The sequence below is a fragment of the Propioniciclava flava genome (assembly GCF_004126535.1).
In the GTDB taxonomy this organism is placed as follows: Bacteria; Actinomycetota; Actinomycetes; order Propionibacteriales; family Propionibacteriaceae; genus Propioniciclava; species Propioniciclava flava.
In genome coordinates, this window is sequence record NZ_PPCV01000006.1 from 190,366 (window position 1) to 204,020 (window position 13,655).

The window sequence follows — 13,655 nt, forward strand, 5'->3', positions numbered from 1 at the left end:
CAGGTCAATCCGCCAAAGGGCCGTACGGCAACCCGCGCGCCGTCAGCTCCGCTTCGCCGCCGTCCAGCGCCGTCAGGATCCACAGACCCGCCGACGTGACGGTCATGGTGTGTTCCCAGTGTGCGGCCCGGGAACCATCGGCCGTGACCACCGTCCAGTCGTCGTCCAGGGTCAGCCCTTCCTCCGAACCCAGGGTGACCATAGGTTCGATAGCGAGAGCCAGCCCCTCCACGATCCGGGTGCCGCGCCCCGGACGGCCATAGTTGGGAACATCCGGTGGCTGGTGCATGGCGCTACCGATGCCGTGCCCGGTGAAGTCGCGAACGATGCCATAGGTCAGCGGCTCCTCGCGGATGCGGCGCTCAACAGCATGACTGATGTCGCCCACCCGGCCCCGCAGGTGCGCGGCACCGATGCCCGCCCACATCGCCTCCCGGGTGACGTCGCTCAGGCGCGCGTCCGCGGGAGACAACTCCCCCACCCCGAACGTGATCGCTCCGTCGCCGTGCCACCCGTCGACGATGGCGCCGAAGTCGACCGACACCAGATCTCCAGCAGCCAACACCCGGTCGCCCGGGATGCCGTGGACGATTTCCTCGTTCACGGAGATGCACGTCACCGCCGGAAAGGGCGGATCGTCGTAGCCACCGTCGTAGCCCAGGAACGACGACGTGGCGCCGTGGCGGGCAAGCACCTCACGAGCCAGGACGTCTAACTCACCCGTGGTGACTCCGGGGGCTGCGGCCTCACGTAAAGCCACGTGGGTTTGAGCCACGACCAACCCGGCGCGCCGCATCGCGACAAGCTGCTCGGGAGTCTTCAGCTCCACCCCACGCCACCTCACCGTCGGTCGAGCCTCTCCGACAAGGCGCTGCGGATGCGCTGCGCCACCTCGTCCACCGTGCCGTCGGCGTCCACGTCGATGAGCAGCCCGCGCTCGCCATACAGGGTGAGCAGGGGTGCGGTCTCGGCGCCGTAGACCTCGATCCGGGTCCGGATCGTCTCCTCGTTGTCGTCAGCGCGCCCCTCGATCTCGGCACGCTTCAACATGCGGCTCACCAAAGAGGCAGGATCGGCCGTCAACGCGATCACGCCGTCAAGGCGCATCCGCAGCCGCTGCAGTTCTGCATCCAGCGCGGCGGCCTGTTCAAGGGTCCGCGGGTAGCCGTCCAGCAGGAAACCGCGATGCTTGCGGACGTCCGGCTTGGCCAGACGGTCGAACACCATCGCGTTCGTCACTTCGTCCGGCACCAGATTGCCTGCGGCAATCAGGCCCTCGATCGTGCGCCCCAGGGCGGTGCCCAGCGCGATGTTGTCCCGGAACAGTTGCCCCGTCGAGATGGCGGGCACCTTGTAGTGCTCCGCGATCCCTCCGGCTTGCGTTCCTTTACCCGCACCTGGCGGGCCCATGATCAGCAGGTTCACCTCAAGAATCCTTCGTAGTTGCGCTGCTGAAGCTGGCTTTGGATCTGCTTGACCGTGTCGAGGCCGACGCCCACCACGATCAAGATCGAGGTGCCGCCGAACGGGAACTGTTGCGAGGTGCCCATGAAGACGAAAGCAAAGGCGGGCAGGAGCGAGATCAGGCCCAGATACAGCGAGCCGGGGGCCGTAAGGCGGGACAAGACGTACGCGAGATACTTCTCGGTCGGCTTGCCCGCCCGGATACCAGGAATGAAGCCGCCGTACTTCTTCATGTTGTCAGCGACCTCCTCCGGGTTGAACGTGATCGCCACATAGAAGTAGGCGAAGGCGACGATGAGGACGAACATGAGCAGGTTGTGCCACAGCGATGAGCCGCTCATGTTCGCGTTGATCCACGAGGCCACCGGGTTGTCGGGCACGAACTGCGACAGCATCACCGGCAGGTAGAGGATCGAACTGGCGAAGATCACCGGGATGACGCCAGCCTGGTTGACCTTCATGGGGATGTACGTGGTGCTGCCGCCGACCAGGCGACGACCCACCATCCGCTTGGCGTACTGCACGGGGATCCGACGCTGAGCCTGCTCCACGAAGATGACGCCCAGCATGACCAGCAGGCCGACCGCGACCACGGCGGCGAACACGAGCCAGCCGTTCGCGTTCGGCAGCGTCAGGCCGTTCCACTCGATCGTGCCCCGGCTCAAGGCGATCCCCCACACCTGAGCGGGGAAGGCTGCGGCGATCTGCGTGAAGATCATCACCGACATGCCGTTGCCGACGCCGCGCTCGGTGATGAGTTCGCCCAGCCACATGACGATGCCGGTGCCGGCAGTCATGGTGAGCACCATGGTGATGATCGGGAAGAGATTCGTGTCGTACACGATCGGCAGCGAGCAGCCCTGGAACAACTGTCCGGTGATCGCCATCGTGACATAAGCCGTGGACTGCATGATCGCCAAGACGATCGTCAGGTAGCGGGTGTACTGGGTGATCTTCTGCTGACCGGAACCACCCTCCTTCTTCAGGGCCTCAAGTCGCGGGATGACGACCGTCAGCAGCTGAAGGATGATGGAGGCGGTGATGTAAGGCATGATGCCCAACGCGAAGATCGCCAACTGCAGTAGCGCCCCACCGGAGAACAGGTTGATCATCGAATAGATGCCCGCCGCGCTGCCCGTCGTCGCTTCGATGCGACACTGGTTGACGTTTTGCAAGTTCACGTTGGGTGCCGGGATCACGGATCCCAGACGAAAGACCGCGAGGATCGCCAAGGTGAACAGGATCTTCCTACGCAGGTCAGGGGTCCTGAACGCGTGGACAAAGGCGGAGAGCATCCGGTTCCTTACGGTGAAGTCTGGTACTGCGGGCGGGGCCAGAGCCCAACCTGTCTGACTGTACCAAGTTCCGCGCTGGGAGCCCTCATCTGAATCGGCGGCGGGACGCGCCGGGGCTAGGTTGCGGGGACGTCCGCCACGGGGAGCACCAGTTCGGGTCCGTTGTTGGCCACCCGATTCACCGCGCGCGAGACCGCGTGGACCGACAAGTCCTCAGGCGTCGCCAGGAGAGGCAGCGCGCACTGGGATTCGGTGAGGCGAGGGTCCAGCCAGGCATCCCAGTCAGCAGGGGCAATCGTCATCGGCATTCGGTCGTGGATGTGGCCCAGCGCATCGCTGGCCTGAGTTGTGATGATGGTCGCTGTGAGGAGCCAGGCGCCCGTGCCCGGCTCACGCCACCACGCATACAGCCCAGCCATGACGAACAGTCCCTCCCTCGGGTGAAGGAACCACGGCTGCTTGACGGTACGGCCGCTCTCCACCTTCGGCGTCCACTCGTAGTACCCGTCGGCCGGAATCAGGCAGCGTCGGCGTGAGAGAGAGCCCGAGAACGAGCGCTTGGTGGCGATGGTCTCCGCTCGCGCGTTGATGAGCCGTGCAGCACCCGAAGGATCCTTCGCCCACGAGGGGATGAGTCCCCACCGTGGGCTGACGAGCGTGCGCATGGGCGCGCCTGCATCCGCCTCGAGGCGATCCAGCACAGCAGGGATGGGATCGGTCGGGGCCAGGTTGTAGCTAGCCACAGCGGGGTCGGCCACCTCCTCGATCCCGAACAGATCGATCAGGTCCTCCGTGCTCGCCGACGCCGCAAATCTCCCGCACATGCCCGCCAGCCTAACCAGGACGCACACAAACGCCGACGGCGAGCCCCGCAGGGACCCGCCGTCGGCGTTGTTGTTCGGTGTTGCTCAGATCTGCGTTGCAGTTCCGCCAGCAGCTTCGATCTTGGTCTTCGCCGACGCGGTGAAGGCGTTCGCCTCCACCTCCAGCTTGACCGAGACCTCTCCGCTGCCCAGCACCTTGACGAGACGGCCGTCGCGAACGGCGCCCTTCTCGACGAGGTCGGCGACGGTAACCTTGCCGCCCTTCGGGAACAGTTCAGCAAGCTTGCTGACGTTCACGACCTGGTACTCGACCCGGAACGGGTTGGAGAAGCCGCGCAGCTTCGGAAGCCGCATGTGCAGCGGCATCTGCCCGCCCTCGAACGCCGCGGGGACGTTCTTGCGCGCGCCGGTGCCCTTGGTACCGCGGCCAGCAGTCTTACCCTTGCTCGCCTCGCCACGACCCACGCGGGTCTTGGCGGTCTTAGCACCGGGCGCCGGGCGCAGGTGATGTGCCTTCAGCACCATGTCACTCAACCTCCTCGACGGAGACCAGGTGGATCACCGTGTTGGCCATGCCGCGGAACTGCGGCGTGTCCTCACGCTCCACCACGTCACCGATCTTCTTCAGGCCGAGGGTGCGAAGCGTCTCGGACTGATTCCTCTTGGCGCGGTTGGCGCCCTTGACCTGGGTGATGCGGAGCTTAGCCATCAGGCTGCCCCCTCCTTCCGAGCCCGCAGCAAGGCCGCCGGAACGACGTCCTCAACCGGCAGGCCCCGACGACGCGCCACGGCCTCAGGCTCTTCGAGCTGCTGCAACGCGGCTACCGTGGCGTGCACCACGTTGATCGAGTTGGTGCTGCCCAGCGACTTGGCCAGCACGTCGGAGATCCCGGCGCACTCCAGAACCGCACGGACGGAACCGCCAGCAATCACACCGGTACCCGGGGACGCCGGACGCAGGAGCACGACCCCTGCGGCCTTCTCGCCCTGGACGGGGTGCGGGATGGTGCCCTGGATGCGGGGAACGCGGAAGAAGTGCTTCTTCGCTTCCTCGACGCCCTTGGCGATCGCCGCAGGCACCTCCTTGGCCTTGCCGTACCCCACGCCGACGTTGCCGTCACCGTCGCCCACCACGACCAGCGCGGTGAAGCTGAAGCGACGACCACCCTGGTGGACCTTCGCGACGCGGTTGATCGTGACGACGCGCTCGAGGTACTGGCTCTTCTCTTCACGGTTGTCACGGCCACGTCGATCATCGCGGCCGCGACGCTCGCCGCCGCCCTGGCCGCGCTGGCCACGGGCGTTCGCGTTTTCGTTCGCCATTGTTGTCCTTTCCGCTTTGATCAGAATCCGAGGCCGGCCTCGCGAGCGCCCTCAGCGAGCGCCGCGATCCGTCCGTGGTACTTGTTGCCGGCGCGGTCGAACACAACGTTCTCCACACCCGCCTGCTTGGCGCGCTCGGCCACGAGAGCCCCGACCTGCTTGGCCTTGGCGCTCTTGTCACCGGACGCCGCACGCAAGTCGGCCTCCATGGTGGACGCCGAGGCCAGGGTGCGGCCGACGGTGTCGTCGACGACCTGGGCCACGATGTGGCGCGACGAGCGGGTGACCACCAGTCGCGGACGCTCCGTGGTTCCGAAGATCGACTTGCGGCCCCGGACCTGTCGGCGCAGCCGCGCCTTCGTCCGAGCGCCCATGCCCTTGTTGTTCGACAGGGAGATCGCCATCGTCACTTACCAGCCTTTCCGACCTTGCGGCGAACATGTTCGCCGGCGTATCGCACGCCCTTGCCCTTGTAGGGCTCCGGCTTGCGCAGCTTGCGGATGTTGGCAGCGACCTCGCCAACAACCTGCTTATCGATGCCCTGCACCGAGAACGCGGTCGGCTTCTCCACGGCGAAGGTGACGCCCTCGGGGGCGTCCACAATCACCGGGTGGCTGAAGCCGAGGTTGAACTCCAACTGCGTGGGGCCCTTGCTGATGACGCGGTAACCAACACCGACGATCTCCAGCTTCTTCTCATAGCCCTCGGTAACCCCGATGACCATGTTGTTGACCAGCGTGCGGGTCAGGCCGTGCAGCGAGCGGGATTCCCGCTCGTCGTCCGGACGCGTGACCTCGATCTCGCCAGCCTCGTTCTTCGCGACCGTGATGGGCTCAGACACCGTCAGGCTGAGGGAACCCTTGGGTCCCTTGACCTCGACGTCCTGTCCGGTGAGCTTCACCTCGACCCCGGCCGGAACGGTGATGGGGAGCTTTCCAATGCGTGACATGTTCTGTTCAGCTCCTCTCTCACCAAACGTAGGCGAGCACTTCGCCGCCGACGCTCTTGCGCGATGCTTCCTTATCGGTCAGCAGACCCTGCGACGTCGAGATGATCGCGACACCGAGGCCGCCGAGCACCTTCGGCAACGCGTTGCTCTTGGCGTACACGCGCAAACCGGGCTTGCTGATGCGGCGCAGTCCAGCGATGGAACGCTCGCGGTTCTGGCCGTACTTCAGGGTGACCTTGAGGGTCTTCCCGACCTCGCCTTCGGCGGGATCGATGACCTCATAGGACGTGATGTAGCCCTGCTGCTTCAAGATCTCGGCGATACCCACCTTGATCTTGCTGTGCGGCATGGAGGTCGAGTCGTGGAACGCCTGGTTGGCGTTACGCAGACGCGTGAGCATGTCTGCGATTGGATCGGTCATTGTCATGGCTTGTTCGGCCTCTTTCTCGCCGTGGTTTCCCCGGGCGGGACTGCCCGGGGACCTTCAGCGTCAGGATTCGTGGGAGTAAGGGCTGGTCACCAAGACGACTTGGTGACGCCCGGCAGTTCGCCGCGGTGCGCGAGGTCACGCAGGCAAACTCGGCACAGGCCGAACTTGCGGTACACCGAACGCGGACGGCCACACTTGTTGCAGCGGGTGTACGCGCGGACGGCGAACTTGGGCTTGCGTGCCTGCTTGACCTTCAGTGCGGTCTTAGCCATCGATCAGCTCACTTCCTCGACATCTGCTTCTTGATCTGGCTCTTGGAGCCAGTGAAGGCGCGCTTGCGGGCGGTGGCCTTCTTCGGATCGTTCTCGGGAGCCTTGAACGGGAAGCCCAGGTGCCGCAGAAGCGCCAAGCCCTCTTCGTCGGTGGTGGCCGAGGTCACGAACGTGATGTCCATGCCGCGCACGCGGTCGATCTTGTCCTGATCGATCTCGTGGAACATGACCTGCTCGTTGAGGCCGAAGGTGTAGTTGCCCTTACCGTCGAACTGGCGGGCCGACAGGCCGCGGAAGTCACGGATACGGGGCAGCGCCAGCGTCAGCAGACGGTCGGCGAACTCCCACATGCGGTCACCACGCAGCGTCACGTGGCAGCCGATCGGCATGCCTTCGCGCAGCTTGAACTGAGCGATCGACTTACGAGCCTTGGTCACCTGCGGCTTTTGACCGGTGATCGCGGTGAGATCGCGGATCGCGCCGTCGATGACCTTGGAATCGCGAGCGGCTTCACCCACACCCATGTTCACCACGACCTTGACCAGGCCGGGGATCTGCATGACGTTGGCATAGCTGAACTGCTCGTTCAGCGCCGGACGGATGTCCTCGCGGTACTTCTTCTTCAGGCGGGGCAGTTCCTTGACGGACTCAGCCATCTCAGATCTCCTCTCCGGTGCTGCGGGCGATGCGGACCGAACGCTCCGCGGTGTACGTGCTGCCGTCGGGGCGAGTCTTCGTCACCTCGACGCGCTTGTGACCGGTACGCGTGGTCTTGGCCTTGGGCCCCTTACCCGACAGCACCAGCGCGACGTTGGACGCGTGAATCGGCGCCTCGGTCTCGATGATGCCGCCCGTCGTCGCCCCGGAGGCGTTCGGCGTGGACGGGGTGTGCTTCTTGACCAGGTTGACGCTCTCGACGATGACGCGGTTCTCCTTCGGGAGGACCTTGATCACCTTGCCGGTAACGCCCTTGTCGGCGCCTGCGATGACCTTGACCAGGTCGCCCTTCTTCACATGAAGAGACTTACCCATCTCAGATCACCTCCGGTGCCAGCGAAATGATGCGCATGAACTTCTTGTCGCGCAGTTCGCGGCCCACGGGCCCGAAGATGCGCGTCCCACGAGGTTCACCGTCGTTCTTCAAGATGACGGCTGCGTTCTCATCGAACTTGATGTAGGAACCGTCGGGACGACGCGTTTCCTTCACCGTGCGGACGATGACGGCCTTGACCACATCGCCCCTCTTCACGTTGCCACCAGGGATGGCGTCCTTGACCGTGGCGACGATGCGGTCGCCCAGGCCTGCGTAGCGACGCTTCGAGCCACCGAGCACGCGGATGCAGAGGAGTTCCTTGGCACCCGTGTTGTCGGCGACCTTCAGTCGCGACTCCTGCTGAATCATTGATTCTCTCCTTTGTTCGCCGGTTCCCTTGCGGGCCTGGCGGACTGATGCCGGCTACCACACACGTGTGGTGCGCCGAAGGTCTGCGCTGGTCGGGTTTCCAATCCGGGGTCAGCTCGTCTTCGGCACCGGCGGGGTGCTACTTGGCCTTCTCGACGATGTCGAGGAGGCGCCAGCGCTTCGTGGCCGACAGCGGCCGGGTCTCCATGACGCGAACGCGGTCGCCGATACCGGCGGCGTTGTCCTCGTCGTGGGCCTTCAGCTTCAGGGTCTTGGTCATGACCTTGCCGTACAGGGCGTGCTTGACGCGCTGCTCGACTGCGACGGTGATGGTCTTGTCCATCTTGTCGCTCACGACCACGCCCTCGCGGACCTTGCGAGCGTTGCGCTCGACCGTCTCACTCATGGTTGAGTCCTCTTACTTCTCGACGTCGGGGTCGGGGACGATGCCCAGGTTGCGCTCTTGGAGCACGGTGTAAACGCGGGCGATGTCCTTGCGGGCCTCGCGCAGGCGTCCGTGGGACTCCAGCTGTCCGGTGGCAGCAGCGAAGCGGAGCGTGAACAGCTCCTCCTTCAGCTCTGCGACCAACGTGTTGAGTTCCTCGCGGCTACGGCCGCGCAGGTCTGCGGCGGCATGGGATTGCGCCATCAGATCTCACCTGCTTCCCGCTTGATGAAGCGCGCCTTGAAGGGCAGCTTGTGGATGGCCAGACGCATGGCCTCACGGGCCACGTCCTCCGGCACGCCGGACAGCTCAAAGAGCACCCGGCCGGGCTTGATGTTCGCGACCCACCACTCGGGCGAACCCTTACCGGAACCCATGCGGGACTCGGCGGGGTGCTTGGTCATCGGACGATCGGGGTAGACGTTAATCCACACCTTGCCGCCACGCTTGATGTGACGGGTCATGGCGATACGGGCCGACTCGATCTGGCGGTTGGTCAGGTAGGACGACTCCAGCGCCTGGATACCGAACTCGCCGAACGCCAGCTTGGTGCCACCCTTGGCCATGCCATCACGCTTGGGGTGGTGCTGCTTGCGGTACTTGACTCGACGGGGAATCAGCATCGGGTCACGCTCCTTCGCTCTGCTGAGCCTCGGCCGCCGGGGCCTCGGCTGCGGCTTCGGCGCGGCGGCGTCCGCCGCGCTCCGGACGATCGCCGCCACGGCCATCGCGACGCGGGCCACGGCCCGGACGACGCTGACCGCCACCGGCGTTGGCGCGGGCGGCGCGCTGGGCGGCGCGCTCGGCGCGGTTGCCCGAGACGTCACCCTTGTAGATCCACACCTTCACGCCGATCCGGCCGAACGTCGTGCGGGCCTCGTAGAAGCCGTAGTCGATGTCGGCGCGGAGCGTGTGCAGCGGCACGCGACCCTCGCGGTAGAACTCCGAACGGCTCATCTCGGCGCCGCCGAGACGTCCGGAGCACTGGATCCGAATGCCGAGGGCACCCGAACGCATGGCGGACTGCTGGGCCTTGCGCATCGCGCGGCGGAACGCCACGCGGGCGCTGAGCTGCTCGGCGATGCCCTGCGCGACGAGCTGGGCGTCGATCTCGGGGTTCTTGACCTCGAGGATGTTGAGCTGCACCTGCTTGCCGGTCAGCTTTTCGAGCTGGCCGCGGACGCGCTCCGCCTCGGCGCCGTTACGGCCGATGACGATGCCCGGACGCGCGGCGTGCAGGAAGATCGTGACGCGCTCGGAGCGACGCTCGATCTCAATGGAGCTGATGCCCGCCCGCTCAAGGTTCTTGGTGAGCCAAGCGCGGATCTTGACGTCCTCCGAGACGAGCTCGGAGTAGTTCTTGTCGGCGTACCAGCGGCTGGTGTGGTCGGTGGTGATGCCGAGGCGGAAGCCAATCGGGTTGATCTTTTGTCCCATGCTCAGGCTCCCTTCGTGCCCTTGGGCTCGACGACGACAGTGATGTGTGCGGCGCGCTTGTTGATCCGGCTCGCGGAGCCCTTGGCCCGGGGGCGGATACGGCGCAGCGTCACGCCCTCGTCGACGAAAGCCTGGCTGATGAACAGGTCATCGCCTCGCAGGTCTTCGGCGCTCTCGGCGTTGGCGACCGCGGAGGCGACCACCTTGTAGACGGGATCCGACGCCGCCTGCGGCGCGAACCGCAGGACCGCGAGGGCCTCATTGACATCCATGCCGCGGACAATGTCGACGACACGACGAACCTTGGTCGAGGACATCCGGACGTGACGCGCGATGGCGTACGAACCGGGACGGTCCCCGAGCAGCGCAGCGCGGCGGCTGGGCCGCGTCTTTTCTGTGCTCATGAAATCCATTCCTTCTCTCGTGCCGTCAGCGGCGACGCGACTTCTTGTCATCCTTCACGTGACCACGGTAGGTACGCGTCGGGGCGAACTCCCCCAGCTTGTGCCCAACCATGGCCTCGGAGATGAAGACCGGGATGTGCTTGCGACCGTCGTGCACGGCGATGGTGTGCCCGATCATGTCGGGGCTGATCATCGAACGGCGCGACCAGGTCTTGATGACGTTCTTGCTTCCCGACTCGTTTTGCACGTCGACCTTCTTGGCCAACGACGCATCGATGAAGGGACCCTTCTTCAGGCTGCGTGGCATTTTTTCCTACTCCCCGATCAGCGCTTCTTGCCGGACTTGCGGCGACGAATGATGAGCTTGCTGCTCGCCTTGTTCTTGTTGCGGGTGCGTCCCTCGGGCTTGCCCCACGGGCTGACCGGGTGACGGCCACCGGAGGTACGACCCTCGCCACCGCCGTGCGGGTGGTCGATCGGGTTCATGACGACACCGCGGACGGTCGGGCGGATGCCCTTCCAGCGGTTACGCCCCGCCTTGCCCCAGTTGATGTTGCTCTGCTCGGCGTTACCGACCTCACCAACCGTGGCGCGGCAGCGAACGTCGACCATGCGCATTTCACCCGAGGGCAGACGCAGCGTGGCGTGACGGCCCTCGCGAGCGACGAGCTGGACGCGGGCGCCAGCGGAGCGGCCCATCTTGGCGCCGCCGCCGGGACGCAGTTCCACGGCGTGCACCACGGTGCCGACGGGGATGTTGCGCAACGGCAGGTTGTTGCCGGGCTTGATGTCGGCGCCTTCACCGGCCTCCACGGTCGCGCCCTGGGCGAGACCTTCGGGGGCGATGATGTAGCGCTTCGCGCCATCGGCATAGTGCAGCAGCGCGATGCGAGCGGTGCGGTTCGGGTCGTACTCGATGTGAGCGACCTTGGCCGGAACGCCGTCCTTGTCGTACCGCTTGAAGTCGATGATGCGGTAGGCCTGCTTGTGACCGCCGCCGATGTGGCGGGTGGTCACGCGACCCTGGTTGTTGCGCCCGCCGGTCTTCTTGATCGGGACGGTGAGCGACTTCTCGGGGGTCGAGCGCGTCAGTTCGGAGAAATCCGAAACCGAGGAGCCGCGACGGCCCGGAGTCGTGGGCTTGTACTTACGAATAGCCATGTGTCAATCAGTCCTTCGTCGCCCCGACTCAGTTGCCCTGGCCGAAGATGTCGATCCGCTGGCCATCGGCGACCGAGACGATCGCGCGCTTGGTGTCGGGACGCTTGCCGACGCCGTAGCGCAGCCGGCGGCTCTTGCCCTGGCGGTTGATGGTGTTGACCGCGGTGACCTTGACGCCGAAGATCTTCTCCACGGCGATCTTGATCTCGGTCTTGTTGGCGTCCGGCGCGACGAGGAAGGTGTACTTGTTCTCGTCGAGCAGGCCGTAGCTCTTCTCGCTGACCACAGGCGCGAGCAGGATGTCGCGGTGGTCGTGGATCTTCAGCTCGTTGCTCACTTGTCAGCCTCCTTGGCCTCAGACTCGGTCGCGACCGCCTTAACCGACTTGCCCTTGGCAGGCCCGGCCACGAACGCTTCCAGCGCCGCCGCGGTGAAGACGACATCATCGGCCACGACGACGTCGTAGGCGTTGAGTTGGTCCACAGCAATCACGTGCACGGAAGCCACGTTGCGCAGGCTGAGCCATGCGAGCGAGTCGTCGCGGGTCAGCACCACGAGGACGCGGCGACCCTCAACGGTCTCCAGCGCCTGCAAAGCGGTCTTGGTCGACGGCTTCTCGCCGGTCACGAACGTATCGACGACGTGGACGGCGCCTTCGCGGGCACGGTCAGACAGGACGCCTCGCAGCGCGGCGGCGACCATCTTCTTGGGCGTGCGCTGAGCGTAGCCGTGGGGTTGCGGGCCGTGGACGATGCCACCACCGGTCCACTGGGGCGCGCGGCGCGAACCCTGGCGGGCGCGGCCGGTGCCCTTCTGGCGCCACGGCTTCGCGCCACCGCCGCGGACCTCGCCGCGGGTCTTGGTGGAGTGCGTGCCCTGACGGGCGGCGGCCTGCTGCGCCACGACGACCTGGTGGATCAGCGGCACGTTGGTCTGGACATCGAAAAGCTCGGCGGGGAGCTCCGCAGACTTCTTGGTGCCGATCACGGCGACCTTGCGGGTCTCACTCATGCTCAGGCTCCCTTCTTGGCAGCGGTGCGCACGACGACGAGGGCACCCTTGGGGCCCGGGACCGAACCCTTAACGAGGATCAGACCGCGCTCGGCGTCGACAGCGTGGATGGTCAGGTTCTGCACGGTCACCTTGTCGACGCCCATGCGGCCGGCCATACGCATGCCGGGGAACACGCGCGACGGCGTCGAGGACTGACCGATGGAACCCGGGGAACGGTGCTTGCGGTGCACACCGTGGGTGGCGCGCAGGCCATGGAAGCCGTGACGCTTCATGACACCCGCGGTGCCCTTGCCCTTGGTGACGCCGGTCACGTCGACAACCTGGCCAACCTCGAACGCGTCGGCGTTCACTTCCTGGCCGAGGGTGTACTCCGACGCGTCAGCGGTGCGCAACTCGACCAGGTGACGCCGCGGCGTCACGCCAGCGGCCTCGAAGTGGCCGGTCGTGGGCTTGTTGACGTTCTTCGGCTTGACGGCGCCGTAGGCCAGCTGGACGGCGTTGTAGCCGTCCTTCTCCGGCGTGCGGACCTGCGTCACGACGCAGGGGCCCGCCTGGATGACGGTGACGGGGACGACCTTGTTGTCGGCGTCCCAGAGCTGGGTCATGCCGAGCTTGGAGCCCAGGATGCCCTTGACGGTGCGTTCGTTGTTCATGGCAGCGGACCTCACGGAAGCTTGATCTCGATGTCGACACCCGCCGGCAGGTCGAGCCGCATGAGCGAGTCCACCGTCTTGGGGGTCGGGTCGAGGATGTCGATGAGCCGCTTGTGGGTGCGCATCTCGAAGTGCTCGCGGCTGTCCTTGTACTTGTGGGGGGACCGGATCACGCAGTACACGTTCTTCTCGGTCGGCAACGGCACCGGGCCGGCGACCTGAGCGCCCGTACGCGTGACGGTGTCGACGATCTTCTTCGCCGACGTATCAATGACCTCGTGGTCATAAGCCCGGAGTCGAATCCGGATCTTTTGTCCTGCCATGGATGTCCTTACTTCATTGTGGGCCGACTAGCATCATGCCGCCCCAGCTCGGGCCTCTCGGTTGAAAAACCCCTTGTCACTCCGACCCCCGAGGTCGGGCGTGTCGCGCCTTGCGGGCCGCGCAATCCCCTCAATCAGGGGACCTGGTAGGGCCCGGCGTGTTACCGCCCGAGTGCTCCGGGGTGGCGAAACTGCGGAACCCGTCCGACGCTCGCGACGGACGGCCTTGCCGCAACCAGCGTCAAAGCAACCCTACTAT

The 13,655-nt window shown here is 65.6% G+C and carries 25 protein-coding genes; all 25 read right to left on the reverse strand.

Translation table 11 applies throughout. The features are described from left to right. Positions 1-4: 4 nt before the first annotated feature. The 25 genes from map to rpsJ all read right to left on the reverse strand — a co-directional run bounded on the left by map (position 5) and on the right by rpsJ (position 13,396). Positions 5-829: a type I methionyl aminopeptidase gene (map, locus tag C1706_RS10200; protein ID WP_284690565.1), complete on the reverse strand. Its 825-nt coding sequence runs from the start codon at positions 827-829 to the stop codon at positions 5-7. A gap of 11 nt (positions 830-840) precedes the next feature. Further along, positions 841-1,425 (reverse strand): adenylate kinase, encoded by a 585-nt coding sequence (locus C1706_RS10205; protein ID WP_129459123.1) that lies wholly within the window; start codon positions 1,423-1,425, stop codon positions 841-843. Beyond that, positions 1,422-2,759 carry a preprotein translocase subunit SecY gene (gene secY / locus C1706_RS10210; RefSeq protein ID WP_129459124.1) on the reverse strand — a complete coding sequence of 446 codons (1,338 nt, stop codon included), beginning with the start codon at positions 2,757-2,759 and terminating at the stop codon, positions 1,422-1,424. Before secY ends, C1706_RS10205 begins: the two co-directional genes overlap by 4 nt. A gap of 116 nt (positions 2,760-2,875) precedes the next feature. Next, complete coding sequence (locus C1706_RS10215; protein WP_129459125.1) at positions 2,876-3,583, reverse strand: SOS response-associated peptidase; 708 nt, start codon at positions 3,581-3,583, stop codon at positions 2,876-2,878. 84 nt (positions 3,584-3,667) lie between these two features. Continuing rightward, on the reverse strand, positions 3,668-4,108 hold the full coding sequence (gene rplO, locus C1706_RS10220) for a 50S ribosomal protein L15 (protein WP_129459126.1): 441 nt from the start codon (positions 4,106-4,108) through the stop codon (positions 3,668-3,670). Between the two features lies 1 nt (position 4,109). Beyond that, on the reverse strand, positions 4,110-4,292 hold the full coding sequence (rpmD, locus tag C1706_RS10225; protein WP_129459127.1) for a 50S ribosomal protein L30: 183 nt from the start codon (positions 4,290-4,292) through the stop codon (positions 4,110-4,112). Continuing rightward, positions 4,292-4,906 carry a 30S ribosomal protein S5 gene (rpsE, locus tag C1706_RS10230; protein ID WP_129459128.1) on the reverse strand — a complete coding sequence of 205 codons (615 nt, stop codon included), beginning with the start codon at positions 4,904-4,906 and terminating at the stop codon, positions 4,292-4,294. The genes rpmD and rpsE overlap by 1 nt, the downstream gene beginning before the upstream one ends. Positions 4,907-4,926: 20 nt before the next feature. Continuing rightward, positions 4,927-5,310, reverse strand: a complete 384-nt coding sequence (gene rplR, locus C1706_RS10235; protein WP_129459184.1) for a 50S ribosomal protein L18 — start codon at positions 5,308-5,310, stop codon at positions 4,927-4,929. A gap of 2 nt (positions 5,311-5,312) precedes the next feature. Continuing rightward, positions 5,313-5,855, reverse strand: a complete 543-nt coding sequence (rplF, locus tag C1706_RS10240) for a 50S ribosomal protein L6 (protein WP_129459129.1) — start codon at positions 5,853-5,855, stop codon at positions 5,313-5,315. Between the two features lie 19 nt (positions 5,856-5,874). Then, complete coding sequence (rpsH, locus tag C1706_RS10245; protein ID WP_129459130.1) at positions 5,875-6,282, reverse strand: 30S ribosomal protein S8; 408 nt, start codon at positions 6,280-6,282, stop codon at positions 5,875-5,877. 89 nt (positions 6,283-6,371) lie between these two features. After that, entirely contained in the window at positions 6,372-6,557 is a 186-nt protein-coding gene (locus tag C1706_RS10250; protein ID WP_129459131.1) for a type Z 30S ribosomal protein S14, read from the reverse strand. Positions 6,558-6,565: 8 nt separating this feature from the next. After that, the gene (gene rplE, locus C1706_RS10255; protein ID WP_129459132.1) at positions 6,566-7,213 is read right to left on the reverse strand and encodes a 50S ribosomal protein L5; all 648 of its coding nucleotides are present in this window, start codon (positions 7,211-7,213) and stop codon (positions 6,566-6,568) included. Position 7,214: 1 nt separating this feature from the next. Next, complete coding sequence (gene rplX, locus C1706_RS10260; protein WP_129459133.1) at positions 7,215-7,589, reverse strand: 50S ribosomal protein L24; 375 nt, start codon at positions 7,587-7,589, stop codon at positions 7,215-7,217. Between the two features lies 1 nt (position 7,590). After that, entirely contained in the window at positions 7,591-7,959 is a 369-nt protein-coding gene (gene rplN, locus C1706_RS10265; RefSeq protein ID WP_129459134.1) for a 50S ribosomal protein L14, read from the reverse strand. A 139-nt stretch (positions 7,960-8,098) separates the two neighbouring features. After that, complete coding sequence (gene rpsQ, locus C1706_RS10270) at positions 8,099-8,365, reverse strand: 30S ribosomal protein S17 (RefSeq protein ID WP_129459135.1); 267 nt, start codon at positions 8,363-8,365, stop codon at positions 8,099-8,101. A gap of 12 nt (positions 8,366-8,377) precedes the next feature. Continuing rightward, a complete protein-coding gene (rpmC, locus tag C1706_RS10275) occupies positions 8,378-8,608 on the reverse strand; it encodes a 50S ribosomal protein L29 (protein ID WP_129459136.1) in 231 nt (76 codons plus the stop codon). After that, on the reverse strand, positions 8,608-9,027 hold the full coding sequence (gene rplP / locus C1706_RS10280; protein ID WP_129459137.1) for a 50S ribosomal protein L16: 420 nt from the start codon (positions 9,025-9,027) through the stop codon (positions 8,608-8,610). Before rplP ends, rpmC begins: the two co-directional genes overlap by 1 nt. A gap of 4 nt (positions 9,028-9,031) precedes the next feature. After that, the gene (gene rpsC, locus C1706_RS10285; protein WP_129459138.1) at positions 9,032-9,841 is read right to left on the reverse strand and encodes a 30S ribosomal protein S3; all 810 of its coding nucleotides are present in this window, start codon (positions 9,839-9,841) and stop codon (positions 9,032-9,034) included. Positions 9,842-9,843: 2 nt separating this feature from the next. Continuing rightward, positions 9,844-10,245 carry a 50S ribosomal protein L22 gene (gene rplV, locus C1706_RS10290; RefSeq protein ID WP_129459139.1) on the reverse strand — a complete coding sequence of 134 codons (402 nt, stop codon included), beginning with the start codon at positions 10,243-10,245 and terminating at the stop codon, positions 9,844-9,846. A 25-nt stretch (positions 10,246-10,270) separates the two neighbouring features. Beyond that, positions 10,271-10,552 (reverse strand): 30S ribosomal protein S19, encoded by a 282-nt coding sequence (gene rpsS / locus C1706_RS10295; RefSeq protein ID WP_129459140.1) that lies wholly within the window; start codon positions 10,550-10,552, stop codon positions 10,271-10,273. Positions 10,553-10,569: 17 nt separating this feature from the next. Next, positions 10,570-11,406 carry a 50S ribosomal protein L2 gene (rplB, locus tag C1706_RS10300; RefSeq protein WP_129459141.1) on the reverse strand — a complete coding sequence of 279 codons (837 nt, stop codon included), beginning with the start codon at positions 11,404-11,406 and terminating at the stop codon, positions 10,570-10,572. 28 nt (positions 11,407-11,434) lie between these two features. Beyond that, positions 11,435-11,743 carry a 50S ribosomal protein L23 gene (rplW, locus tag C1706_RS10305; RefSeq protein WP_206661082.1) on the reverse strand — a complete coding sequence of 103 codons (309 nt, stop codon included), beginning with the start codon at positions 11,741-11,743 and terminating at the stop codon, positions 11,435-11,437. Continuing rightward, on the reverse strand, positions 11,740-12,417 hold the full coding sequence (gene rplD / locus C1706_RS10310) for a 50S ribosomal protein L4 (protein ID WP_129459142.1): 678 nt from the start codon (positions 12,415-12,417) through the stop codon (positions 11,740-11,742). Before rplD ends, rplW begins: the two co-directional genes overlap by 4 nt. 2 nt (positions 12,418-12,419) lie before the next feature. Beyond that, a complete protein-coding gene (gene rplC, locus C1706_RS10315) occupies positions 12,420-13,073 on the reverse strand; it encodes a 50S ribosomal protein L3 (protein ID WP_129459143.1) in 654 nt (217 codons plus the stop codon). Between the two features lie 11 nt (positions 13,074-13,084). Continuing rightward, positions 13,085-13,396: a 30S ribosomal protein S10 gene (rpsJ, locus tag C1706_RS10320; RefSeq protein WP_129459144.1), complete on the reverse strand. Its 312-nt coding sequence runs from the start codon at positions 13,394-13,396 to the stop codon at positions 13,085-13,087. Positions 13,397-13,655: the final 259 nt, after the last annotated feature.

Bases quoted from the DNA above. Each gene is read 5' to 3' on its own strand.
- rplV (WP_129459139.1), bottom strand. From the start codon at position 10,245: ATGAGCACAGAAAAGACGCGGCCCAGCCGCCGCGCTGCGCTGCTCGGG.
- secY (WP_129459124.1), bottom strand. From the start codon at position 2,759: ATGCTCTCCGCCTTTGTCCACGCGTTCAGGACCCCTGACCTGCGTAGG.
- rpmC (WP_129459136.1), bottom strand. From the start codon at position 8,608: ATGGCGCAATCCCATGCCGCCGCAGACCTGCGCGGCCGTAGCCGCGAG.
- C1706_RS10215 (WP_129459125.1), bottom strand. From the start codon at position 3,583: ATGTGCGGGAGATTTGCGGCGTCGGCGAGCACGGAGGACCTGATCGAT.
- rpmD (WP_129459127.1), bottom strand. From the start codon at position 4,292: ATGGCTAAGCTCCGCATCACCCAGGTCAAGGGCGCCAACCGCGCCAAG.
- rplC (WP_129459143.1), bottom strand. From the start codon at position 13,073: ATGAACAACGAACGCACCGTCAAGGGCATCCTGGGCTCCAAGCTCGGC.
- rpsC (WP_129459138.1), bottom strand. From the start codon at position 9,841: ATGGGACAAAAGATCAACCCGATTGGCTTCCGCCTCGGCATCACCACC.
- rplD (WP_129459142.1), bottom strand. From the start codon at position 12,417: ATGAGTGAGACCCGCAAGGTCGCCGTGATCGGCACCAAGAAGTCTGCG.
- rplF (WP_129459129.1), bottom strand. From the start codon at position 5,855: ATGTCACGCATTGGAAAGCTCCCCATCACCGTTCCGGCCGGGGTCGAG.
- rpsH (WP_129459130.1), bottom strand. From the start codon at position 6,282: ATGACAATGACCGATCCAATCGCAGACATGCTCACGCGTCTGCGTAAC.
- rpsS (WP_129459140.1), bottom strand. From the start codon at position 10,552: ATGCCACGCAGCCTGAAGAAGGGTCCCTTCATCGATGCGTCGTTGGCC.
- rplN (WP_129459134.1), bottom strand. From the start codon at position 7,959: ATGATTCAGCAGGAGTCGCGACTGAAGGTCGCCGACAACACGGGTGCC.
- rplR (WP_129459184.1), bottom strand. From the start codon at position 5,310: ATGGCGATCTCCCTGTCGAACAACAAGGGCATGGGCGCTCGGACGAAG.
- rplP (WP_129459137.1), bottom strand. From the start codon at position 9,027: ATGCTGATTCCCCGTCGAGTCAAGTACCGCAAGCAGCACCACCCCAAG.
- C1706_RS10250 (WP_129459131.1), bottom strand. From the start codon at position 6,557: ATGGCTAAGACCGCACTGAAGGTCAAGCAGGCACGCAAGCCCAAGTTC.
- rplX (WP_129459133.1), bottom strand. From the start codon at position 7,589: ATGGGTAAGTCTCTTCATGTGAAGAAGGGCGACCTGGTCAAGGTCATC.
- rplO (WP_129459126.1), bottom strand. From the start codon at position 4,108: ATGGTGCTGAAGGCACATCACCTGCGCCCGGCGCCCGGTGCTAAGACC.
- rplE (WP_129459132.1), bottom strand. From the start codon at position 7,213: ATGGCTGAGTCCGTCAAGGAACTGCCCCGCCTGAAGAAGAAGTACCGC.
- rplB (WP_129459141.1), bottom strand. From the start codon at position 11,406: ATGGCTATTCGTAAGTACAAGCCCACGACTCCGGGCCGTCGCGGCTCC.
- rpsJ (WP_129459144.1), bottom strand. From the start codon at position 13,396: ATGGCAGGACAAAAGATCCGGATTCGACTCCGGGCTTATGACCACGAG.
- rpsE (WP_129459128.1), bottom strand. From the start codon at position 4,906: ATGGCGAACGAAAACGCGAACGCCCGTGGCCAGCGCGGCCAGGGCGGC.
- rpsQ (WP_129459135.1), bottom strand. From the start codon at position 8,365: ATGAGTGAGACGGTCGAGCGCAACGCTCGCAAGGTCCGCGAGGGCGTG.